At 48.6% G+C, this 23573-nt stretch carries 20 protein-coding genes; 10 read left to right on the top strand and 10 right to left on the bottom strand.

What is annotated here, in order from left to right; all coding sequences use genetic code 11:
• Window positions 1-35 precede the first annotated feature (35 nt).
• Window positions 36-533 carry an SRPBCC family protein gene (locus tag GGU45_RS14610; RefSeq protein WP_435225916.1) on the bottom strand — a complete coding sequence of 166 codons (498 nt, stop codon included), beginning with the start codon at window positions 531-533 and terminating at the stop codon, window positions 36-38.
• Window positions 505-861, bottom strand: coding sequence for an ArsR/SmtB family transcription factor (locus GGU45_RS14615; protein WP_435225917.1), 357 nt, complete (start codon window positions 859-861; stop codon window positions 505-507). The genes GGU45_RS14610 and GGU45_RS14615 overlap by 29 nt, the downstream gene beginning before the upstream one ends.
• Window positions 862-1094: 233 nt before the next feature.
• Between GGU45_RS14615 and GGU45_RS14620 the strand changes: the two genes are divergently transcribed.
• Window positions 1095-2078, top strand: coding sequence for a family 43 glycosylhydrolase (locus GGU45_RS14620; RefSeq protein WP_435225919.1), 984 nt, complete (start codon window positions 1095-1097; stop codon window positions 2076-2078).
• A gap of 152 nt (window positions 2079-2230) precedes the next feature.
• Complete coding sequence (locus GGU45_RS14625) at window positions 2231-5071, top strand: DUF8487 domain-containing protein (RefSeq protein ID WP_435225921.1); 2841 nt, start codon at window positions 2231-2233, stop codon at window positions 5069-5071.
• A gap of 34 nt (window positions 5072-5105) precedes the next feature.
• Here the strand turns inward: GGU45_RS14625 and ligD are convergent, their stop codons facing one another.
• The 3 genes from ligD to GGU45_RS14640 all read right to left on the bottom strand — a co-directional run bounded on the left by ligD (window position 5106) and on the right by GGU45_RS14640 (window position 8704).
• Window positions 5106-7652, bottom strand: a complete 2547-nt coding sequence (ligD, locus tag GGU45_RS14630) for a DNA ligase D (protein ID WP_435225923.1) — start codon at window positions 7650-7652, stop codon at window positions 5106-5108.
• An 11-nt stretch (window positions 7653-7663) separates the two neighbouring features.
• Complete coding sequence (ku, locus tag GGU45_RS14635; RefSeq protein WP_435225925.1) at window positions 7664-8440, bottom strand: non-homologous end joining protein Ku; 777 nt, start codon at window positions 8438-8440, stop codon at window positions 7664-7666.
• Between the two features lie 66 nt (window positions 8441-8506).
• Entirely contained in the window at window positions 8507-8704 is a 198-nt protein-coding gene (locus tag GGU45_RS14640) for a DUF6496 domain-containing protein (RefSeq protein ID WP_435225926.1), read from the bottom strand.
• Between the two features lie 413 nt (window positions 8705-9117).
• On the opposite strand from GGU45_RS14640, the gene GGU45_RS14645 reads away from it, so the two are divergent.
• Window positions 9118-10512 carry an ATP-binding protein gene (locus GGU45_RS14645; RefSeq protein WP_435225927.1) on the top strand — a complete coding sequence of 465 codons (1395 nt, stop codon included), beginning with the start codon at window positions 9118-9120 and terminating at the stop codon, window positions 10510-10512.
• Window positions 10513-10526: 14 nt separating this feature from the next.
• Here the strand turns inward: GGU45_RS14645 and GGU45_RS14650 are convergent, their stop codons facing one another.
• Window positions 10527-10883, bottom strand: a complete 357-nt coding sequence (locus GGU45_RS14650; RefSeq protein ID WP_435225928.1) for a response regulator — start codon at window positions 10881-10883, stop codon at window positions 10527-10529.
• 179 nt (window positions 10884-11062) lie between these two features.
• Between GGU45_RS14650 and GGU45_RS14655 the strand changes: the two genes are divergently transcribed.
• Window positions 11063-12439 (top strand): sigma-54-dependent transcriptional regulator, encoded by a 1377-nt coding sequence (locus GGU45_RS14655; RefSeq protein ID WP_435225930.1) that lies wholly within the window; start codon window positions 11063-11065, stop codon window positions 12437-12439.
• A 43-nt stretch (window positions 12440-12482) separates the two neighbouring features.
• On the opposite strand, the gene GGU45_RS14660 is transcribed toward GGU45_RS14655, so the two are convergent.
• On the bottom strand, window positions 12483-12944 hold the full coding sequence (locus GGU45_RS14660; protein WP_435225932.1) for a PA2169 family four-helix-bundle protein: 462 nt from the start codon (window positions 12942-12944) through the stop codon (window positions 12483-12485).
• A 345-nt stretch (window positions 12945-13289) separates the two neighbouring features.
• Between GGU45_RS14660 and GGU45_RS14665 the strand changes: the two genes are divergently transcribed.
• Entirely contained in the window at window positions 13290-15146 is a 1857-nt protein-coding gene (locus tag GGU45_RS14665) for a beta-N-acetylhexosaminidase (protein ID WP_435225934.1), read from the top strand.
• Between the two features lie 52 nt (window positions 15147-15198).
• On the opposite strand, the gene GGU45_RS14670 is transcribed toward GGU45_RS14665, so the two are convergent.
• Both GGU45_RS14670 and GGU45_RS14675 read right to left on the bottom strand, forming a co-directional pair.
• The gene (locus tag GGU45_RS14670) at window positions 15199-15630 is read right to left on the bottom strand and encodes an SWIB/MDM2 domain-containing protein (protein ID WP_435225936.1); all 432 of its coding nucleotides are present in this window, start codon (window positions 15628-15630) and stop codon (window positions 15199-15201) included.
• Between the two features lie 86 nt (window positions 15631-15716).
• Window positions 15717-16739: an LLM class flavin-dependent oxidoreductase gene (locus GGU45_RS14675; protein WP_435225938.1), complete on the bottom strand. Its 1023-nt coding sequence runs from the start codon at window positions 16737-16739 to the stop codon at window positions 15717-15719.
• A 120-nt stretch (window positions 16740-16859) separates the two neighbouring features.
• On the opposite strand from GGU45_RS14675, the gene GGU45_RS14680 reads away from it, so the two are divergent.
• Entirely contained in the window at window positions 16860-17264 is a 405-nt protein-coding gene (locus tag GGU45_RS14680) for a M13-type metalloendopeptidase (protein ID WP_435226147.1), read from the top strand.
• A gap of 35 nt (window positions 17265-17299) precedes the next feature.
• On the opposite strand, the gene GGU45_RS14685 is transcribed toward GGU45_RS14680, so the two are convergent.
• Window positions 17300-18727, bottom strand: coding sequence for a GDSL-type esterase/lipase family protein (locus GGU45_RS14685; protein WP_435225940.1), 1428 nt, complete (start codon window positions 18725-18727; stop codon window positions 17300-17302).
• Window positions 18728-18769: 42 nt separating this feature from the next.
• Here GGU45_RS14685 and GGU45_RS14690 point away from each other — a divergent pair, with 42 nt between their 5' ends.
• The 4 genes from GGU45_RS14690 (at window position 18770) to GGU45_RS14705 (ending at window position 23419) form a co-directional block, all read left to right on the top strand.
• Window positions 18770-19660: an AraC family transcriptional regulator gene (locus GGU45_RS14690; protein ID WP_435225941.1), complete on the top strand. Its 891-nt coding sequence runs from the start codon at window positions 18770-18772 to the stop codon at window positions 19658-19660.
• A gap of 141 nt (window positions 19661-19801) precedes the next feature.
• Window positions 19802-20734 carry a dihydrodipicolinate synthase family protein gene (locus tag GGU45_RS14695; RefSeq protein WP_435225943.1) on the top strand — a complete coding sequence of 311 codons (933 nt, stop codon included), beginning with the start codon at window positions 19802-19804 and terminating at the stop codon, window positions 20732-20734.
• Between the two features lie 85 nt (window positions 20735-20819).
• Complete coding sequence (locus GGU45_RS14700) at window positions 20820-22304, top strand: aldehyde dehydrogenase (NADP(+)) (protein ID WP_435225944.1); 1485 nt, start codon at window positions 20820-20822, stop codon at window positions 22302-22304.
• 113 nt (window positions 22305-22417) lie between these two features.
• Window positions 22418-23419: a 4-hydroxyproline epimerase gene (locus GGU45_RS14705; RefSeq protein ID WP_435225946.1), complete on the top strand. Its 1002-nt coding sequence runs from the start codon at window positions 22418-22420 to the stop codon at window positions 23417-23419.
• The last annotated feature ends 154 nt before the right edge of the window (window positions 23420-23573 follow it).

Below are 23573 nucleotides of genomic sequence, written 5' to 3' on the forward strand. Positions count from 1 at the left end.
CAACAACAGAGGCAGGAACGTAAATAAGAACGGTTTCATAACAATTGCTTGAGCCGGTTAAACATTAAGATCCAGCTGGGGAGCGCTCCTGTTTTTTGGGCCAGTGCGGCCGGTACCGTTTGCCGGAGCAGGATCCGTGTTTTGTTGCCCAGCGGTTCAAAGGTTACCGTAACCGTTGTCATTACGGGCCAGTCGGGGGCCATACCGGCCGCTTCCGCCGTAATATCCTCCCCGTTTTCATTGGTAACTACCAGGGTAAATACCAGTTGCCGCGGAGCGGTTATTTCCAGGTAATGCCCCTTGCACCAGCAATCTCCGTGAACCGTGCTGTGGATGCAGGAATGAAAAGATCCGCCCTCCCGGACATCGATGGTTTTAAAGCGGATGGAGCATCCATCCGGGGCATACCACTGGACCAGCTGTTCCGGGTTTGTCCAGGCCTCAAAAACCCGCGCTGCTTCTGCATTAAATACATGGGTTATTTCCACTGCTTGCCTCAAAGCGCTATCGTCTTTTGCTGTTTTTTGTTGCATGACTTTTCTTTTGTGGTTTTGTATTTTCTAAATAATTGTCCAATGCTGCAAACCGGCTTTCCCATAGCGTTTTGTATTGGGTTACCCAATCGGATACCTCGCCCAGCGACTCCAAACAGGCCGTGCAATACCGTTCCCGCCCTTTTTGGGCAACCACCAGGAGCCCGCACTCGGCCAGGATTTTTACATGAACCGATACCGCCTGTCTGCTTACTTCAAATGCTGCTGCAATGGCATTCAGGTTCCGTGGTTCAAACGCTACAAGATCGATGATCTGCCGCCGGATGGGGTCTGCAATAGCCTGGAATACATCGCGTCTGATAATCATAATATGCAATTGAATGATTGCAAATATATGCGCAATTAAATGATTGCGCAAATTTTTTTAGTATGGAGGTTACAGAGGTCTGTGTTATCGCCACTGAAACATAGAAGCACAGACTCTTTTGATGCTCTGGCAATAGCCGCTGCTTTTAAGGTAGAAAACCCCCAAGCCTTCAGTGCCTCAGCGCTTCAGTGGCAATATCCTATTTTTGCGCATTCAACAAAACAGTTTCTGAAATGAACCGTTTAAAAATAATGATGCTCTGTCTGCTGGCACTGCCGGCGCTGCTTTTTTCGCAAAATGTAATTAACCCCGGGGCGGTATGGCCCGATGATAAGGGCGAACATATACAGGCCCATGGCGGCGGCATTATTAAATTGGGAAAAAAATACTATTGGTATGGCGAAGCCCGCCGTGCAGATAATGATCCCGACTACCGGTATGTGGGCTGCTATGAGTCTCGGGACCTGGTGCACTGGAAGAACCGTGGGCCCGCGTTAAAACTTTCAGATCCGGAACAGCTGGGACATCGTTGGGTACTGGAACGCCCTAAAGTGTTTTATAACAAAGGGAGCAAAACCTATGTCATGTATTTTCATCTTGATGATGCACGCTATAAATTGGCGCGGGTTGGAGTAGCCATTGCCAAAACACCACAGGGGCCCTTTAAATATCTCAAAAGTTTCAGACCCCTTGGGCTCGAAAGCCGCGACATCGGCCAGTTTATTGATGACGATGGCACAGCGTATCTTATTTTTGAAAGCAGGCCTACCAAAGGTTTTTATATCGCCGCCCTGTCAAACGATTACCTGGATGTAGTAAAGGAAGTTTGCTTTATCCGTTCGCCGCTGGAAGGGGGCGCCGTAGTGCATTATAAAGGGCTCTATTATGCTATTGGCTCCGCACTTACCGGCTGGAATCCCAATCCGAACAAATATGCCACTGCAAAAACACTGGCCGGGCCCTGGTCGGAGTTTAAAGACATGGCACCCCCCGAAACCAATACCTACGGGTCGCAGTCTACAATGATGCTGAAGGTAGCAGGAACAAAATCCACCACCGTTATTTTTATGGCCGATCAGTGGAAGCCCAAAACGCAGTGGGACTCGCGCTACCTCTGGATGCCGCTCCAGATAGGTGACGGACGCCTCTGGCTGCCGGAACCGCAGCCCTGGATACTGAATGTAAAAACCGGTGAATGGAAATCAGCGGTCCGGTAATGCCGGATCACAATAAAATCTATTCTTTTCAGCATCCTCTCCATTCTTTAATTGAAGCAGGTTCCCCATCTTCGCAGGGCGTAATGGCAGCTACTTGTCTATACAGCGATCTGTTGCCGCTGCCCTGATTTTTGAAATATAAAAAGACATATATGAAACCTTATGTTCGGCTTACTTTTGGTCTGCTGCTGTTTTCTCTTGCCCTAAGCGCGCATGCACAGGATAACCGGATCTACCTTTCCGGAGAGTGGCGTTTTGCCATCGATTCGCTGGACCGGGGAATAACCGAAAAGTGGTTCAATCGCCAACTGGCAGACCGGGTTATCCTTCCGGGCTCCATGACTACGAACGGGAAGGGCAATGATGTGAACATACATACTCCCTGGACGGGGGGCATTGCCGACTCTTCCTGGTTTAAAAAAGATCAATACGCCCCTTACCGGGTTCCCGGCAATATTAAAATCCCCTTTTGGCTACAGCCCGTAAAATACTACAAGGGTGCCGCCTGGTACCAGAAAACGGTAACCATTCCGGCATCCTGGTCGGGAAAAGAATTGGTGTTTTTTATTGAACGCGCCCATTGGGAAACCACCGTATGGGTCGATGGGCAGGAAGCAGGTATGCAAAACAGTTTGGGAGCCTCGCATGTGTACACATTACCGGCGCCATTGAAACCCGGCGCCCACCAGCTTACCGTAAGGGTTGATAACCGGGTAAAAACCGTTAATGTAGGAGTGAATGCGCATAGTATTACCGATCATACACAGGGCAACTGGAATGGGATGATTGGCCGCCTTGAGCTGTTGGCACGGCCGAAGGTCTTTATCGAAGATGTGCAGCTCTTCCCGGATATTGATAAAAAGCAGGTAACTATAAAAGCTGTATTGGTAAATGCCGGCAATCAGCCTGCAGCTGCAACATTGGAAGCGCTGGCAGGTGCCGCAACTGCCGGCGCTGAAAAATTAAAACCCCTAATAAAAAAGATTACGGCGGGCCGGGATACCACCCGGGTAGAGCTGGTTTACCCCATGGGGCAGCGGCCCCTGCTGTGGGACGAGTTTGCCCCCAACCTGTACACCATGCGCCTGGCGCTGTATACAGGGTCCGGCAGGGATGAACGCCGCGTTAACTTTGGGATGCGTGCATTTAAAGTAAAGGGAACGCAGTTTGCTATTAACGGCCGCACCCTGTTTTTGCGCGGCACGCTCGAATGTGCTATTTTTCCGCTTACCGGGTACCCGCCTGCAGATAAGGCATCCTGGCTGCGCATTTTAAAGAAAGCCCGTTCTTTTGGCTTGAACCATATCCGTTTTCATTCCTGGACACCGCCGGAAGCAGCATTTGAGGCGGCAGATGAGCTGGGCTTTTATTTGCAGGTAGAATGTTCTTCCTGGGCCAACCAGGGTTCAAGGATCGGCAGTGGCGATCCGCTCGATGCCTGGATTTATGAAGAAAGCAACCGCATGGTTAAAAACTATGGCAACCATCCTTCATTTGTGATGATGCTATATGGCAATGAGCCCGGCGGACGCCACATGCAGCAATACCTGGTTGGGTTTGTAAAATACTGGCAGCAAAAAGATCCCCGGCGCCTGTATACCACAGGGGCCGGCTGGCCGGTGGTACCCCAAAGCGATTTTAACAGTTCTCCCGATCCGCGCATACAGGGCTGGGGCCAGGGATTGCAAAGCATTATCAATGGTCAGCCGCCGCGAACTGATTACGATTGGGTATCCATTATTTCCAGGTGGAAACAACCCACGGTAAGTCATGAGATTGGTCAGTGGTGCGTATACCCCGATTTTAAGGAAATAAAAAAATACACCGGCATTTTAAAGGCAAAAAACTTTGAAATATTCCGGGCGCAACTGGAAAAAAATGGGATGATCCATTTGGCAGATAGTTTCCTGCTGGCATCCGGTAAGCTACAGACACTGTGTTACAAAGCCGATATAGAAGCGGCATTACGCACGCCGGGCTTTGCAGGCTTTCAACTGCTGGACCTGCACGATTTTCCGGGGCAGGGAACAGCGCTTGTAGGTGTGCTGAGCCCCTTTTGGGAAGAGAAAGGATATGTAACCGGGGCGGAATTCAGCCGTTTCTGCAACGCTATAGTACCACTGGCGCGGTTTCCTAAAATGATTTACCAGAACCATGAAACGCTGAAAGTGCCGGTAGAAATGGCGCAATTTAGTTCAGGGACATTGGGGGCAGGCAGCATTCAATGGACGATTGCCGATGATACAGGTCGTATCCTGTTTAAAGGCGATTTTAAAACAGCCGCTATTCCGGCAGGCAGCAAAGTGCAGCTGGGCACCATCACGCAGCCCCTGGCATCGGTTCAACAACCTTCGCGCTTGATTGTAACGGTAAGCGCCGGCCGCTATAAAAACTCCTGGGATATTTTTGTGTATCCCTCTGTATTGCCTGCTGCACCCGCTGATGTGCGCGTAACACAGCAGCTTGATGCGGAAAGCATAGCCCTGCTGCAAAACGGGGGAAAGGTATTATTGAGCTTAAAAAAAGGAACATTGAAAGATGCTGCCGGCGGTGCTATTGCTGTTGGCTTTTCCAGTATTTTCTGGAACACTGCCTGGACAAACAACCAGCCGCCGCATACATTGGGTATTCTCTGTGATCCGCGCCATCCTGCCTTAAAAGAATTTCCAACACAGTATCATAGTAACTGGCAGTGGTGGGATGCGATGAGCCACTCTAATGCCATCATACTGGATTCGATCTCAAAGGGGCTGAAACCCATTGTACGGGTCATTGATGATTGGGTAACGGCAAGGCCGCTGGGTTTGATTGTGGAGTGCGCTGTCGGAAAGGGGAAGCTCATCATCAGCGGGATCGATCTGCTGAGCGATTCCGAAAAACGACCCGAAGCAAGGCAGCTCCTGCACAGCCTCCTGGATTATATGGACAGCAGCCGGTTTAACCCGGTAACGGCAGTAACGGCGGAAAAGATAAAAGCCTTGATAAAAGAGTAACGCGTGGTAAAAGCGATGCGCGGGGAAAAAACCGTTATCCCTGTTCCAGTTTTTTGATGCATTGCAGCATATTGATGCCCTTGCCCAGCACCGGTTTAAAAAGGTCGCCCTGCTGTGCCAGTCGTTTATGTATCGTTTTTATCGTAAACCGGCGCGGATCCAGTCCGGGCTTTACTTCCTTCCAGTTTAGCGGTGTTGATACCGTGGCGCCGGGCCGGGGCCGCACACTGTAGGCGCAGGCAACAGTTTGGCCCCTCCGGTTTTGCAGATGATCGATGTATATTTTTTTATTGCCTCTTTTTTTCAGGCTCCGTTCCAGGGTAGTTGTTTCCGGCAGTGCATGAACAACCTGCAGGGCCACCAGGTGCGCAAAATCTTTCACCTGTTCATAACTGTATTTATTTCCCATTGGAATGTATACATGCAAACCGGTGGCTCCGGAAGTTTTACAAAAAGAAACCGCCCCGCAGTCGTCCAGCACCCGTTTTACGGTTAGGGCAGCTTCTACCACCTGTTCGAAGCTATTCTTCTCCGAAGGGTCTATATCCATGATGAGGTAGGTGGGCGCATCAGGCTTTTGGGTAGTGCTGTTCCAGGGGTTTAGCTCAATGCAGCCCAGGTTGGCGAGGTACAGGAGCGATGCCCGGCTGTTGCATACCACATAGTCGATTTCTTTCTGGTTGCTTTCCGAAAAGACCGGGGTGGTGGGAAACCAGGCTGGTACAATGGAACCGGCATTCTTTTGATAAAAACTTTCCCCCATAATGCCATCGGGAAACCGGTTCAGGCTTTCCGGTCGGTTTTTGAGGTAAGGAAGTATATAGGGCGCTATCCTGTTGTAGTAGTCGGCCAGGTCGCCCTTGGTATAACCTTCTGCCGGCCAGTAAATCTTTTGCGGGTTGGTTAGTTTTACCGTTTTTCCATCTGCTTTTATAATCGTTTCCTCTACCTGCGAAACAATTTTCCGTGGGTTGTTTTTTGTCTCTTTGACGGTTGTGTTGTTAGTCATTGCCGTTTCATTTTCAGGGATCACGACCTCTGTTGCAGGCTTGTCTTCCCGCAGCCCCAGGAAAACGGGATGGCGAAATATATGATCCTTTGTTAATTCGGAGAACTTAATTGTACAAACCAGTCTGGGCCGTATCCAAACGGCGGGCATATTCGTCCTGGGTCGCGTTGCAAAGGGCGACTCCGGTACAATGAGGGGTTGCATTTTTTTAAAGAGGGTATCCAGCAACCGGTCTTCAAAACCTGTGCCGGTATGGCCCGCATAGCGCAGTTGCTGATCTTTGTATCTTCCAAGAATCAGTGCGCCAAATTTTTTACGTGAACCCCGGGGCGCGGTAAAACCGGCAATCACCACTTCTTCCGTATGGTGATGTTTGATCTTAAGCCAGGCTCCGCTTCTGTGCCCTTCTGCGTAATGGCTGTCACCCTTCTTAGCCATCATACCTTCAAGGTCTTTTTCCCGGATCATTTTAAAAAAGGGGATACCATCACCCACTATATGATCACTATACCGGATCCATTTGTTTTCTGTCAGCGCCTGCTGCAATAAATCCTTTCGTTGCAGCAGGGGCAGTTCCTCCGTTCTTTGCCCGTTCAGGTAAAGCAGGTCAAATATGTGGTAAACCACAGGAACCTCCGGCCGCTCTCCAAATTGCTGCAATGCCTGAAAATCGGGAAACCCCGCGTTATTGTAGGCCACTATTTCTCCGTCTATTACCATGTTGTGCTGCTGCTCCTGCAATGCAGCAGCAATGACCGGATACCTGCCGGCAAAGTTGAGCCCGTTACGGGAGTAGAAACGGAAATCTTTACCTGTTTCTGCAATAGCGCGGTAGCCATCCCATTTTATTTCAAATATCCATTCCTGATCTGTAAAAGGCCGGCCGGCAGCAGTGGCCAGCATAGGTTTTATAAATCGGGTATATTTTTTTTCGCTCCCGGTTGCAGCCGGCCGCGGCGGAGCCGGTGCAGGCTTATTTTTTTCAGCGCTTTTTTCGCGGGCTGCGGCGGTTACTTTTGATTTTTTTTTTACGGACTGCTCAGCATCATAAGGCGCATCCATTGCATAGCGGTCCTTATGTTTCAGCAGCAGCCAGGCATTATCTTCCTTTGTGTTCTTCATCCGTACCAGCGCAAATGCACCTTTTAATTTTTTGCCGTGGAGGATGAATTTTACAGAGCCGTTTGTCAACTCCTGCAATAAAACAGTTTCTTCTTTTTTGCCGGGCTGTTTTTCAAGCGCCTCGTAAGTGCCTGCATCCCAGATCTCCACTTCGCCGGCGCCGTAATTGCCTTTTGGGATGGTGCCCTCAAAGTATTGGTAGTCGAAGGGGTGATCCTCTACCTTCATGGCCAGCCGCTTGTCTGCAGCGTTCAGCGAGGGCCCCTTTGGTACCGCCCAGCTTTTGAGCACGCCTTCCATCTCCAGCCGGAAGTCATAATGCAGGCGGGTGGCGGCATGACGCTGAACCACAAAATGCAGGGCCTGCTTTCCAGTGCCTGCGCGCATTCCTTTGGGTTCGGGCGTTTCTTTAAAATCTCTTTTTTTCTGGTATGTTTTAAGTAGGCCCACGGCTTATAAATTTATGATATCTTTTTTGCTTTGGAAGCGGCCAGGCTGGCTTTCAGCTGCTCCATCAGGTCCTTTGATTTATTATAAACCACCTTCATTTTGGGCTGGCTGATCTTTTTTCCTTTTGCCCTGGAGTGGATGATCTTCAGGAGCGCGGCTGTATAATTGTCCTTATAAGCATTGATGTTAAAGGGTTGGGATAATTGGCCGATCAGCGTAGTGGCCATTTTTAATTCGGAAGGTTTAATGGCTCTTTTTGGAGTCTTCAGTTCATCCGTAGCTCTTATTTCCTGTGCATACCGGATACGCTGAAAGAGCAGCAGGTCTTCATAAAACCGCAGCACACCCAGGGCCTCTTTGGTGCGCAGGACAAACGTGCCTACCCCCGCCATCCCTGTTTTTTTCAGTGCCTCTGTTAGCAGGGCATAAGCCGCCTCTCCGCCTTTCTGAGGTTCCAGGTAATAAGGGGCCTCAAAAAGAATGCTATCGATCTCCGCCATTTCTACAAAATGGTCAATCGTTAGCAGTTTTGTTTTTTCCGGCAGGGCTTTCTCGAAATCGGCCTTATCCAGCACCACATACTTTCCTTCATAGTCATAAGCCTTTACGATATTTTCCCAATCTACTTCCTTACCGGTATGCTCATTGATTCTTTTAAAACGGATATTGCTAAGGTCCTTTTTGTCCAGCATATCGAGGTCAAGGCTGCTTTCTTCGGTGGCTGCATACATTTTTACGGGAATATTTACCAGTCCAAAACCAATAGCGCCGGTCCATATTGCTTTCATATTTTATAGGTTTAGTGTCCGGGTATCTTCAGGCAGGTTTCATTATGCATCCGCCTTTTCTGCGGATCAGGCATGCTGTTTTTTTCCCGGGCTGGATTTTTCAGGAACCTTGGCGCCGCTTTCCCGTGCTTCAGACAGGCCAATAGCCACGGCCTGTTTCCGGCTGGTTACTTTTTTGCCGCTGCCGCTTTTCAGTTCACCTTTTTTCATTTCACGCATGGCTTTTTCTACTTTATTGCCGGCTTGTTTTGAATACTTTGCCATAATTGGATCGTTTTTATTAGTAAACCTACAAAAGCCCTGCCAGTTGCTGCCGGGAAAAGGCTTTCGCAGATCATGCAGATGATCCGCGGAGAAGATCAGCATGGAAGATCCGAGCAGATCAGCGGCGAAAAAACATCCCGGGTGCATTCCAGATTGTCGCACTCCCATAAATGTAATGTCACCCAAGATGTCATCCCGGGCCTGACCCGGGATCTATTCTTGTTTCAGGGCCTATTGAACGACAATATGCATAGATGCTGAAATAAATTCAGCATGACAGCTACAATTTGGAATGCACCCCGGCCTTTACGAAAGTTATGTATCTTTATTCCCCCTCTCCATTCAGCACTTGTATTTTGTAAAGATCTGTCTGTTACGCTATTGTCGGGTAGTTTAATGTAAATCTGTTCTGTATGATGTTATCCTTAAATAAAATAAGGCTCGGATATGCGCTTTCTTCCCTGTTGCTCCTTGTATCTTATGTGCTCATCCTTTCAACAAACCGCCGGCTGCAGCAGGAGAAGAACTGGATCGTTAGCAACTATACATTGATCAATAAAATGGCAGAAGTTAAAATGACGATGGGGGAAGCTGAATCAAATGTACGCGGTTATATTATCAATGAGCTGCCACAGTTTCTTGAGGGGTTTTATGCGGCCCGGGATCATCTTGGTGCCTTACATAGCGGGATGAAAGAGCTAACCCCGGCTGATCCTGTGCAGTCCGCTAATGAAGAAGGGCTGAGTTTGATGATCCAACGGCGGCTCTCGGGGCTTTCCGGTGCTATTGCCTTGCATCAGGAAAAAAACATTCCACTGGAACAGTCATCGGTAGGCCCCGAATCGCTGGCGCAGGCCGATAGTATTGATGACCAGATCCGCAGGATGACGGAGATTGAGGAACAATTGATGCGGAAGCGCATGTCGAAATTAAATAATTTCTATACCAGTACGGAAGCCGTTACCTTCCTGTCGTTATTTATGGCATTGCTGGCTGTACTGTACGCCGTTTTTACCTTTAACAGCCAGTACCAGCAAAAAAAGAAAGCAAACAGTATTGCTCATCAATACCGGAAGGAACTGGAAGATAATGTAAAGGAATTAAGCGAGAAGAATGCTGAACTCAGTGAGCTAAAGGGCGTTGAAAAACTGGCTACAATCGGGCGTGTGTCAAGGGTAATGGCTCATGAGGTCCGCAACCCGCTCACCAATATAACGCTGGCTACCGAACAGTTGTCTGATCTTCCGGGAATTGGAAAAGACGCAGAGGGCCAGTTGCTGGTCAATATTGTCCGGCGCAACTCAGCGCGCATCAGCCAAATGGTTTCGGACCTCCTCAATGCTACAAAGTTTATGCAATTGGATATGCAGAAGGAAGATATCAACAAGATCCTGGATGAAAGCCTCTATATGGCAAAAGACCGGCTGCTATTGCGAAAAGTGCAGGTGGTTAAACATTACTCGGCCGATCTTTGCGATATTATGGTAGACAAGGAACGGATAAAACTGGCCTTTTTGAATATTATTGTAAATGCTATAGAGGCTATGGGAGAAGAAAACGGAGTGCTGGAACTGGCTACAAAAAAAGAGGACCGAAAATGTATCGTTGAGATCCGCGACAACGGGAGCGGGATGGATGAAAACACCTTACAGAACCTTTTTGAGCCTTATTTTACATTAAAGAAAAAAGGGAATGGCCTGGGGCTTACCAATACCCAAAACATCATTCTGAACCATAAAGGAAATATTAAGGTAAAAAGCGTAAAACAGCGGGGGACGGTCTTTACAGTTGCATTGCAGCTGGCATAACCCCGGGGCGGGCTTCAGGAAGGGAGCCGGGATAGTGCCTGATCAATAATTGCGAGGATGGATTGCCGGGTAAACGGTTTGCCGATAAAATCATCCGCCCCGTTATTCTTTGCCATTTTCCGGTCATAGCTGGTGTCATAAGCCGTCATCATCACCACTGCTGCATGACCAATTTCCTTGAATTGCCGTATATACTGAAAGCCCGGGCCATCGGGCAGATGATTATCGAGAAAAATTAAAAAGATATCCGGCTGCTGTTTCATTACCTTTAACCCCTCGTGGATGGATCCGGCAAAAACGGCTTCTATATTGCGTTGTTTTAATATATTCCGGATCAGGTAATACATGTCGTCCTCATCGTCAATGATCATTGTTTTTAGCGATGGGGGTGGTAACAGATGTACGGATTGATATGGGAAAAGCCGGCTTTCCACTTTTTATCTGACCGGCAATTATTTTGCCAAAATCAGGCAGCGGGTAATTTTCCCGCATCAGAAAAAAAGTCGGCACGATTTACGCTATAAATAGTGTGTAAAAAAGACCTCAGAATATGCCCGCTAAACTACTCATTATTGATGATGATGCAGATTTGTGTCAATTACTGACGCATTACCTGATAAAAAAAGGGTATGAAGTTGAAACTGCTTTTTCCGGCAACAAGGGAATCGCAAAATATAAAGCTGCGTCTTTTGACGCTGTTATTGCCGATTACCGGTTGGGTGATATGGATGGCGTTCAGCTGGTACAGAGGTTGAAGGAAGTCAATGAAAAAGCCGCAATTCTGGTTATTACCGGGTATTCAGATATCCGGCAGGCCATTGAGGTTACGCGGCTGGGCGTAGTTGACTATATCCCCAAACCCCTGGTGCCGGAAGAAGTGCTGGAATTGCTGAAAAAGATGACAGCTGCGGAGTGTGAAAAAAAAACGGGAGCTTTTTTGGGAAGCCCGGAAATTGTTTTTAATGAAGAATGTTATATAGGCAAGTCCAAACCCACTGCGCTATTGTACCAGCAGGTAAAAATAGTGGCGCCTACTAACTACAGTGTGGTGCTTTATGGAGAAAGCGGCACGGGAAAAGAGGTGATGGCCCGTACCATTCATTACAACAGCAATCGTTCCGGTAAGCCCTTTGTTGCGCTCGACTGCGGTACGCTTTCGCGGGAGTTGGCTGGCAGCGAGCTTTTTGGTCATGTAAAAGGTGCTTTTACCGGCGCCTTGCAGGATAAGGAAGGCCATTTTGAAATGGCCGATGGCGGCACACTTTTTTTGGATGAGATTGCGAACCTCACCATCGACATCCAGGCGGCGCTGCTCCGGATCATCCAGGAACGAAAGTTTAAAAGGGTGGGGGGCATCAAGGAGATGGTAGCGGACGTAAGGATCGTTGTCGCTTCCAATGAGGACCTGAAGGCGGCTTACCAGGCGGGGCGTTTCCGGGAAGACCTCTATCACCGGCTCAACGAATTCGCCATTCATTTGCCGGCATTGCGCAACCGTAAAGAAGATATTAGCCCCCTTGCAGCATTTTTTTTAAAAAGATGCTGTGATGAAAGTGATAAGCAGGTTACCGGCTTTTCGGAAAAGGTGATGGCCGCTTTTCAGCGCTACGACTGGCCCGGCAACATCAGGGAACTGCGCAATACCGTGCGCCGCGCCGTGCTGCTGACGACCGGTGATACCATTGAAGAAGATGTATTGCTGCCCGAGATCCTCAACTGCGCCCATGCCGTACCAGACATGCCCGATACCGATCCGGGGGCCGCACAGCAACAGGACCTGTTAAAGGAGGTAGCCGGCCGCGCCGAGTATCAGGCTATCATGACCGTGCTGCAACAGGTAAATTTCAATAAGAAGAAAGCCGCTGAGCTCCTGAATATAGACCGGAAAACCCTTTATAATAAATTGAAACTTTTTCAGGATCTATGACCTCCGGTGGGAGTTGATGACGCTGCATATATCTGCGGCTCATCTAAACATGCTGTATATCCCTTAATACTTTTATTTCATCATGTGCGGCCAACAAGGATGCTTTTTGGGATGAAAGGAGGGTGAAGAGTTCAGCGGGCAGCCCGGGCTCATTGAGCGCGTCTGCGTAGGCCTGCTGTACGGCATCTTCAATCTGCTCGCAATGCATGAGAATGGTTGTCCGGTCGGAGGTGACCATAAATACGGCTTTTACATCCAGCCATATCCGGTACAATTTGCCCGCTCCGGTACTGCCGGTTGCAGGGGTTCCTCCAAGAAAGCCTACCATTTTCGACAGGTCGGTATTAAAGTCCCGGCTGTTTGTAATCATTTTGCTGAAGAGAAGCGCAAGGTCGCTGTCATGGCCTTCCCTTAACTCGCTGCTCAGCTTTTCATAACCCGCGATACGATCGTTGTTGATACGGATCAGGTCATTTAATAACATCGTATAATCCTGGTAATTCATAATATCTGGTTTTTACGTTATTTGTAAATTGTGTTTAGGAACCTGTTTTAAAAGCTATCTTATCAGGCCCCAACTATTGCGCCAGATACCTTTGAGGGTTGATGCGTTGCCTGAATAATAGAAGGTGACGGAAAAGTGTAGACAAAAGATCCGGACCGTGTATTTTTATACCCATTGAGCCGGGTTGTTTTTTTTGGGGGGGGCGCTTTCCCGTTATTTAGGTTATTAAAATTACAGAATATCAGAAACTTTTTAAAAACGAATCCGGTATGCACCCTGCTTGAAATTGGTATGTATGCTTATATCTATAATTTTATAACTTCACCCCCAACTCAAATTTTATATATGAAAAAGAATGCTTGCCTGCTGGTTGTATCAGCGCTGCTTTCCTTTACTGCCGTTACCGCGCAAACAAAACCGGCGATTGTGCCCGAGCCCGTATCCATTGTGGAAGGCAAAGGCGCCTTTATAGTGAACGATCATACGGCCCTGATCATTCCCCGGAGCGCCGGCCTCGATGGCTATATACGGGAATGGATCGGGGATATAGCCGGTCTTAACCTGCAGGTAAAAACAGCCGTCGCCAGTGGTGAGCAGGCTATCCGCCTGGTATTGGACCCGGCGCTGCCGGAACCAGTTCATGACGAAGGATACCGCCTGTCTGTTACGGCGCAGGAAATAAACGTAAAAGCGCGCAAAACAGCCGGCCTGTTCTACGGACTGCAAACCCTCCGGCAGCTATTGCTGCTTTCACCGGAGCAGGAGCATCAATACCGGGTACCGGCCATGGAAGTGGTCGACTACCCCCGGTTCAAATGGCGGGGACTGATGCTGGATGTGAGCCGTCATTTTTTTCCGAAGGAATTTGTAAAAAAATATATTGATGATATGGCACGGTATAAATTCAATGTTTTTCACTGGCATTTGACAGATGACCAGGGCTGGCGCATTGAAATAAAAGCATTGCCCCGTTTAACAGAGGTGGGCGCCTGGCGGGTGCCCCGTACGGGCCAGTGGTGGTCTTTTGATCCGCCCGGGGCTAACGAAAAGCCATCCTATGGCGGGTATTATAGTCAGCAGGATATAAAGGACATCATTGCCTATGCAGCCGAAAGAAACATTACGATTGTGCCCGAAATTGATGTTCCGGGCCATTCGCTGGCTGCCATAGCGGCTTACCCCTACCTGTCGGCAACCGGCTATATTTACCCGGTAAACCCCGGCAGTAAATTTTATAATATTGACGACAATACGCTCAACCCGGCGGATGAACGGGTATATAGTTTCCTCGACAAGGTTTTTACCGAAGTGGCGGCTTTGTTTCCCGGCGCCTATATACATATTGGGGGCGATGAGTGTACCAAACTATTTTGGCAGCGCTCAGCCATGGTACAGGATTTTATGAAGCAGCAGGGCATAAAAACGGAGCACGGATTACAGAGCTATTTTATAAAGCGCGTGGAAAAAATCCTGAAGAAAAAGGGAAAGAAATTGATTGGCTGGGATGAGATCCTGGAAGGCGGACTGGCCCCGGAAGCCACCGTAATGAGCTGGCGCGGTACACAGGGCGGGATTGAGGCGGCCAAACAGGGGCACCAGGTGATCCTTACGCCCAATAATAATGTATACCTGGACCTCTACCAGGGCGATCCGTTACTGGAGTCGGATACCTACAGTATGCTTCGCCTGAAGACGAGCTATCAGTGGAGCCCGGTACCACAAGGGGTTGATGAAGCTTTAGTATTAGGAGGCCAGGGCAATTTGTGGACAGAATCAGTGCCAGGCGGAAGACATGCGGAATATATGACCTGGCCGCGCTCACTGGCCCTGGCCGAAGTTTTCTGGTCGCCACAAAACAAGCAGAACTGGACCCGGTTCCAGCAAAAACTGGAGCCCCAGTTTAATGTGCTGGATGCCGCGGGGATCCGTTACTCCCGCGCGGCTTTTGATGTACTGGCAACGGCAAAGCATGATGGTGAAAAGCAATTGCTGGTATCGCTGGGTACCGACATTGATAGCCTGGATATTTATTATACGCTGGATAATACCAACCCCGACACTGCTGCTGCCCGTTATAACGGTACGCCTATCATCATTCCCAAAAGCTGTTTCCAGCTAAGGGCGCAATCGTTTCAAAAGGGTAGGGCCATCGGACAACTATTGATTGCCCCACGCGAAACGCTGGAAAAAAGAGCGCCTTGATAGCAACAAAAAAGGGGAGCGAACGGCTCCCCTTTTGCTGACAAAAAAATGTTTATTTTACATTGGCACTAACGATCTTGGCCAGGTCAAACATAGATACCTGGGATTTGCCGCCGAACAATGTTTTTAATTTATCATCCGCATTTATCATCCTTTTATTGGTCGTATCCTGCAGCCCCTGTTTTTTAATATAGGCCCATATTTTTTTGATAATATCCGGGCGGGATGCTGCTTTATTACCAATAACAGCCGCCAGTGCCGGACTGGGGGTAAGTGGTTTTAATAAGGCGGGATTGATCTTTCTTTTTTTCTTTGGAGCTGCTTTCTTTGGAGCTACCTTTTTAACGGCAGCCTTTTTAGGAGCGGCTTTTTTTGCTGCTGCTTTTTTTACAGGAGCTTTTGTTGCTTTTTTGGGCGCGGCTTTTTTAGCGGCGGCTTTTTTGGGTGCGGCCTTTTTTGCTGCAGGTTTTTTCGCTGTTGCCATGATAATGGGTTATGTTGTAAAATTTAAATAACGTAATAAAGTTAGCAAAAACATTGGTTAAAAATAAGATATCTCCTGAAACAATTTCATCGCCAGCCCAATCCCGGTGCCACGTGTTCCAATATGGACGAAAGCACATGCACGTTATAGTCTACACCCAGGGTATTGGGGATCGTAAGCAGCAGGGTGTCCGCCTCCCGTATCGCTTCATCGGCCGCCAGTTCCTTCATCAACTGGTCTGGTTCTGCGGCATAGCTCCGGCCAAAAATAGCGCGTTTGTCTGCTTCCAGGATCCCCACTTTGTCGGTCCTGTCTGCCTCCTGACCAAAATAGTAACGGTCCTGGTCGTTTACCAGCGCAAAGATCGACCGGCTTACGGAAACCCTGGGCTCATGCGGATGTCCCGCTTCTTTCCATGCCTGTTTAAACAACCGGATCTGTTCGGCCTGCTGTATATGAAAGGGCTTGCCGCTTTCATCAAATTTGAGCGTGGAACTTTGCAGGTTCATACCCACCTTGCCGGCCCAGGTTGCCGTAGCATCGGAAGCGGATCCCCACCAAATGCGTTGACGCAGGCCCGGGGAAAAGGGCTCCACGCGCAGCAGTCCGGGAGGGTTCGGAAACATAGGATTGGGGCTGGGTTGGGCAAAACCAATTCCCTTCAGCTGCTCAAAGAATTCTAATCCTTTCCGGCGGCCCATCTCAACATCGGTTTCCCCCGCTGCGGGCGTATATCCAAAGTGACGCCATCCGTCAATAACCTGTTCGGGCGATCCCCGGCTGATGCCCAGTTGAAGGCGCCCACCGGAAATTAAATCGGCGGCGCCGGCTTCCTCTGCCATATACAGTGGGTTCTCATACCGCATATCAATAACACCGGTGCCTATTTCAATTTTGCTGGTTCGGGCGCCAATGGCCGCCAGCAAAGGAAAAGGGGATGCCAGCTGCCTGGCAAAGTGATGCACCCTGAAATAGGCGCCATCAATGCCGATGGCTTCTGCTGCTACTGCTAAATCAATCGACTGCAGCAAGGTGTCACCCGCAGTTTTAGTGTTGTAAGCCGGATGATTTGCCCAGTGCCCAAACGATAAAAATCCTATTTTTTTCATCTGTTTATTTGTTTTTTCAGCAGGAGCGAAAGAGTTCATCATCGCTCATTTACTGAGATCATTACATCGTTTCCCGAATTTAGCAAATAACAACGTCTTTGCAACAATTGTTTATTTGATATATTTGACGAAAAAGTAAAACAAATACAGCAGCTGTACGATGGTTTCGTAGTGCTGGATGCTATGCATCTTAACGGTAAGCTGACATCAGGAGAAAATATTGCGCACTTTGGCGGGCTGGCCATTGCCTACGATGCTTTTAAAATGACCCAACAAGGGCAAAGCGCATCAAAAACGGATGGCTTTACATCGGACCAGCGTTTTTTCCCGGCGTTTGCCCAATTATGGAGAAGTAAATATACAGATGCCATTATGCGGATGCTGGTCAATACGGATACGCATTCTACGCCGGCCTGGCGCGTAATTGGCCCTTTGATGAACTTCGAACCGTTTTATAAAGCCTTCAATGTACAGCCGGGCAGCAAAATGTACCTCCAGGCAAAGGATATCATAAAGATCTGGTAACCTTTATTTCGGGTTATTGTATATGCGTCAGCTTCTCAAAAGCGGTCATATCCTGTAGCCCGCAAAATAAAACCGGTAATAGGAGTGGGGTCCTTCAAGCTGTGCGGGTGATGATTTACCCCGGGTTTATGGATTACCATAATGCTGCCGCCTGCGGCTGTGATTTTTTGCTCAAAAGGCGCGGTGTTTTCTGCCACAGGTACCACATCATCTGCATCGCCCACTACGTGGAGCATTGGGAACCCCAGTTTTGCAATTTTGGTTGCATGATCCAGCGGGTTGTTTTTAAACCGGAGCGCCTGTGCTTCGGTAAGATGATAATCTTTTTTAAAGTTGGCCCAGGGCTCCTCAGCGCCGGCGTTCCGTTTGTTACCGGGCCAGCTTACCAGGTTCAGCACGGGTGCGTCCGCATAAATGCAGGCCACTCTTCCGGGATTGGCAAGCGCCCAGTTGTATACATAGATGCCCCCGCGGCTCATGCCTTCCAGTACCGCTTTTTTACTGAGGCCGCATTGCTGCATCAATGCATAAAATTGATTCCAGCTATTCACCGCTTCTTTATTGCCAAAGAGTTCCGCTACATCACAGTACGCGACATGAAACCCCCGCTCAAGCAACGAAATATCGGTTTGCGGCTCATGCCCCCAAAACCGGGCACGCCATACCCAGGGATGCCCTTTGGCTGCCGCCCGGGGTTTTACCAGTTTGCAATTGCGGCCGGCATACTTAAAATCAATGCAATCAAAACCATAAAAGGAGCTGATTTTTTTTTCTTTCTTTATCAGAGAAAAGCTATTATAGTTTTTGTCGGTAGTTGCTTTTACCAGTTCATACAGGCGTTTTGCAATAATGGCAGCGCCCTGGCTGGTGGGATGAATCTGGTCAGGGAACAGGTCGGGCCGCTCTGCAAAATAAGGATAGAAGTTGATGGTCTCCAGTTTGGTTTCATAAGCCGCCTGCTGTATCATCGGGGCAATTTGTTTCACAATAACATCGTTCCATATCTGGCTGGTATCCGTCATAAAAGAAGCCACAGGCTGTAGCAAAACAATGCGTGGTTTTGTCGCTCCGTTTTGAAAGGAAGCGATCAGCGCTTTGTATTCGGTTACAAATCGATTGTAATGTGGACGGTTAACGGCTTTGCTGTCGTTGGTGCCCAGTTTTATAAAAACAATATCCGGATTAAAAGCCAGCGCCTCTTTATATTCTTTACAATCCCAATAAGGGTTGGCGCCCCCTTTTAACAGGGTAGCGCCGTTATGACCAAAGTTTTTTACATCGTAACCATCGCCCAGCATATTTTGCAGTTGGGCGGGGTAGCTGTTGTGCTCCCTGTCGGCAATGCCTGCACCATACGTAATGCTATTGCCCACACAGGCTATTTTTATTTTTTTTTGCGCAAAAAGAGGTGTAACGGCAAAAGCCAGGATAATGATAAGTGTAGTTTTTATGCCCCGTTTCATAATCGAATATCGCATTTATCTGTTTCATCCATATTCAAAAGTATGTATATTTATTCAATGAAGGTATTGCAGTTTACCATTCCGGTGGTACACGATAAGTCGGTAATTGTACAGGAAGAAAAGCTCCCTTATTTCTACCCCTACCTGCATCGCCACACCGAGGTGCAGATTACCGCTGTTGTAAAAGGAACGGGCACCCTGGTGGCGGGCACCAATATGTGCTCTTTTGCTCCGGGAGATGTGTTTTATATTGGCGCCAATCATCCGCATGTATTTAAAAACAGTGCGGAGTATTTTGAAGCAGGTTCAGATAAGGAGATCCGGGCGATTACGCTGTTTTTTGATCCGGGCAAGAAGCTGGAAGCCTTGTTCGGGCTTCCCGAAATGCGGCTTGTAAAAGATTTTCTGGAGGCACACCCTTCGGGCTTTAAAGTATCGGACCCGCATACGGAATCCATTACCAGACGGTTATATACACTGTTGGGCAAAAGACATGTATCCCGTATTACGGGTTTTCTTGAATTGCTGACGGCCCTGCACAATGTGCGGAAATTTGTAGAGCCCTTTGCCCCGGCTGTGCTGGGCGATGTGAGCGAAAGCGAAGGAATAAAGGTCGGCAGCATTTATAACTATATTCTGCAGCACTTTGATAAGGATATTTCTCTTGAACAGATATCGGCTGTTGCGCACATGACCCCGCCCTCATTTTGCCGTTATTTTAAAAAGCAAACAGGAAATACATTTGTTGGATTCCTGAATGAACTTCGCATAAACGAAGCCTGTAAAAAGCTGATCACACCGGGTGAAGAAAATATATCGGGTATTGCCTATACCTGCGGGTTCAACAGTATTACCAATTTTAACCGGGTATTTAAATCTATTATAGGGGTAACACCCGTGGAATACCTGAAAAATTATAAAAGCAGGCTATAAGCGGTGTTTTATATTTCGTTATGTCTAAAATAGAATGCCCTGTTGAGGGGATGGGGTAAAATCTGCCTGCAATCGGTTAAATAAATGCATCGCCAATGTTTTAAGGCCCTGTAATTTCATACCTCTAAAAATATATATAACATGCAATTTCAGTGGAAAGGTGTAATGCCTGCAATAACTACAAAATTTTCCGGTAATGATGAGCTGGATCTGCCGTTATTTCAAAAGAATCTCGAAGCGCAGCTTCAGGCCGGCGTCACTGGCATTATCCTGGGGGGCACACTTGGCGAGGCAAGTGTTTTAACAACCAATGAAAAAGAACGCCTCGTAAAATTTGCTATTGAAAAAATAGAAGGCCGGGTGCCGGTGATCCTGAACATAGCTGAGGGCAGTACCCGCGCGGCAATGGAACAGGTAGCACTGGGAGCAGCCTGGGGCGCGGATGGCCTGATGTTATTGCCTCCCATGCGCTATGTGCCTGACCACCGGGAACTGGTAGCCTATTTTAACACCATTGCGCAGGGTACCGGTTTGCCGATCATGCTGTACAACAATCCGAACGATTATAAAACACTCATCACGCTGGATGCATTGGAAGAACTGGCTGTCAATGAAAATATTGCTGCGGTAAAGGAAAGCACCCGCGATGTATCGAACGTAACCAGAATGCGCAACCGGTTTGGCAACCGGTATTCGATCCTTTGTGGGGTAGATACCCTTACATTTGAGGCACTGGCGGCGGGAGCCGATGGCCTGGTGGCCGGGCTGGTTTGTGCTTTCCCTGCGGAGACGGTAGCGGTTTACGAATTGGTAAAGGCAGGAAGATTTGCCGAAGCGCTGGAGATTTACCGCTGGTTTATGCCCCTGCTGGAACTGGATATACATGTAAAGCTGGTACAATACATCAAGCTGGCCGAGCAGCAAACCGGAATTGGCAGCGAGCAGGTGCGTGCACCCCGGCTAACGCTTGCAGGCGAGGAGCGGGAGCGGATCCTTGGTATTATTAACAAAGGCATCGCCACAAGGCCCGATGTATCGCATATTATCGGCACAAAACAAAGGATTAGCGGGTAAGACACAGGATGGGAAGCCATGGTGTCAAAGGGGCGTCATTCGCTGCGAAATAACGCGTCACCTTTCCCTGCCTAAAAATATTTTTATGAACCAATCGAAATCATTATTAGACGAACATGCAAGCCGTGCAAAAGAGGCCTGCCGGTTTTTAAGATCAACTACGGTAAAAGACCGCGCGGCCTTTATGCATGCGGTGGCTAATAAAATTGAAGCCCTGGGCCAGGAGTTATTGGATACTGCCCATGCCGAAACGGCCTTGCCCTTTCCAAGGCTGACCGGCGAAAAAACCCGTACAGTGGGACAATGGAGAACTTATGCCGATGCGGTGGCAAAAGGCCTGTATACGGATGCACGTATTGATACCGCTGATGCAGCCAAGGCAAAAAATGATATTCGAAAATACAATGTGGGAATAGGGCCGGTACTGGTTTTTGGCGCCGGCAATTTTCCCTTTGCGTTTTCCACCGCAGGCGGAGACACAGCAAGCGCTTTGGGCGCCGGCTGCCCGGTTATTGTAAAAGCGCATCCCGCGCACCCGGCAACATCGCAGCTGATGGCAAATGCTATTGAAGCGGTCGTAAAAGAAGTGGGTTGGCCTGCGGGCGTTTTTGCCCATGTGGCCGGCGATTACCTGGAAGGCAGCAATGAAAGAACAGGTACGTACCTTACCGCACACCCGTTTATAAAAGCCGTTGGCTTTACGGGTTCTTACGGAGGCGGTAAGGCCCTGTTTGATGTGGCTAACCAGCGCCCGGAGCCGATTCCCGTATTTGCAGAAATGGGCAGTGTAAACCCGGTCTTTGCTTTTTCAAACGCATTGGAGCAGCGGGCGGAGGTGCTGGCAATGGAATATGCCGCATCGCTCACCCTGGGCGTTGGCCAGTTTTGCACCAACCCCGGAATTTTTATTGCCGTAAAAGGAGTGGGGCTCGATCGCTTCAAAGCAGCCCTGAAAAATGCAATTGGATCGGCGCTGCCCGCTGCCATGCTTAATGAGGGCATCCATGCGCATTTTGAAAAAAACAAATCTCTGCTCAGTAGCCAGGATGGCGTAGCGGTACTGGCAGAGGCGGCCACTGAGGCATCGGATGGCCAGGGCCGTCCAAAAGTGATTGAAGTTAGCGCGCAAAAATTTATCAGCAATCCCCTGTTGAGCGAAGAAGTGTTTGGCCCCTTTGGCGTGGTGGTAACAGCGGATCATGATGGCGAGGTAGGGATGATTGCGGAGCAACTAAGGGGGCAGCTAACGGCAACCCTTGCTGCTACTACGGAAGACCTGGCTGCACATAATGACATTATTGCGTGTATTGAAGAAAAAGCCGGCCGGTTATTGTTTAATGGGATGCCTACCGGGGTGGAAGTAGTGTATGGTATGCAGCATGGCGGTCCCTTTCCCGCCAGTACCGATGCGCGCTTTACATCGGTAGGACCCGATGCTGTAAAACGGTTTGTACGTCCGCTGGCCTTTCAGAACTGGCCGGAGCAGCATTTGCCTGACGAATTGAAAAATAATAATTCTTTGAATATTTTTCGGATGGTGAATGGAAAGTTGACAGCGGATAATGTGTAGCGAATAGCCACGGAGCAACAACGGCACAAAAGTGCGATGATAAATTGTAAGATAATAGCAATGAACGAAAGAGCCTTAGTGCCTCCGTGTCTTAGTTGCAAAAAAACATAGCAATGAAAAAAACTTTTTTTTGTATTGATGCACATACCTGCGGATGCCCGGTACGCCTGGTAGCCGGCGGCGGCCCCCTGCTGAACGGCCATAACATGATGGAGAAACGGCTGCATTTTATGGCAGAATATGACTGGATACGCCTGGGTCTGATGTTTGAACCGCGCGGGCATGATATGATGAGCGGAAGCATTTTGTATCCCCCGGCTGATCCGGCAAATGATACGGGGGTGCTTTATATCGAAACCAGCGGCTGCCTGCCCATGTGCGGGCATGGCACTATTGGTACGGTAACAATTGCTGTAGAAGAAGGATTGGTAATTCCGAAAGTTCCGGGTAAGCTGAGGCTGGAGACTCCGGCCGGCCTCGTGTTGATAGATTACACACAAGACGGCAAGAAGGTAAAAACAGTAAAACTCACCAACGTAAAATCATTTTTATACAAAGAAGGGCTTACCGTAACCTGCCCGGGGTTGGGCGAGATGGTGGCAGATGTGTCCTACGGCGGAAACTTTTATGCCATTGTAGACCCGCAAAAAAACTTTGCCGACATTAGTCATTTTTCGGCAGCACAGCTCATTCATTATGGCAAACTCATTCGCAAATTGCTGAATGAAAAATATGAATTTGTACATCCCGAAAATGCCCATATTCATGGGCTTTCACACATTCAATGGACGGGCAAGCCGATGCGCAAAAACTCCACAGGAAGAAACGCTGTGCTGGTAGGCGAAAACGCATTAGACCGCAGCCCTTGCGGCACGGGCACTTCGGCGCGGATGGCACAGTGGTATGCTAAAGGGAAACTTAAACGTGGCGATGAGTTTATTCACGAAAGTTATATAGGTTCTCAATTTACCGGACGCATTGAAGATGAAACTTTCGTGCAGGACAAGGCCGCTATTGTGCCTTCTATTGAAGGCTGGGCAAGGATTTACGGATACAACACGATCAGTATTGATACCGAAGACGATCCCTATGCGCAGGGGTTCCAGGTTTTGTAGTGTATTGTGATGCGAAGCGAAGATGCTTTGCATAGTATCAATGCAGAAAATCCAAAATGAGCCTTTGGATTTGATGTAATGGCGCCATTTGCACTGCAGATGAACCGAGCGTGGCAAATGCGCTGCTATGTGCACTGCCGCCGGGTTAATAAAA

The organism is Niabella hirudinis, assembly GCF_051201075.1.
Lineage (GTDB): Bacteria > Bacteroidota > Bacteroidia > Chitinophagales > Chitinophagaceae > Niabella > Niabella hirudinis.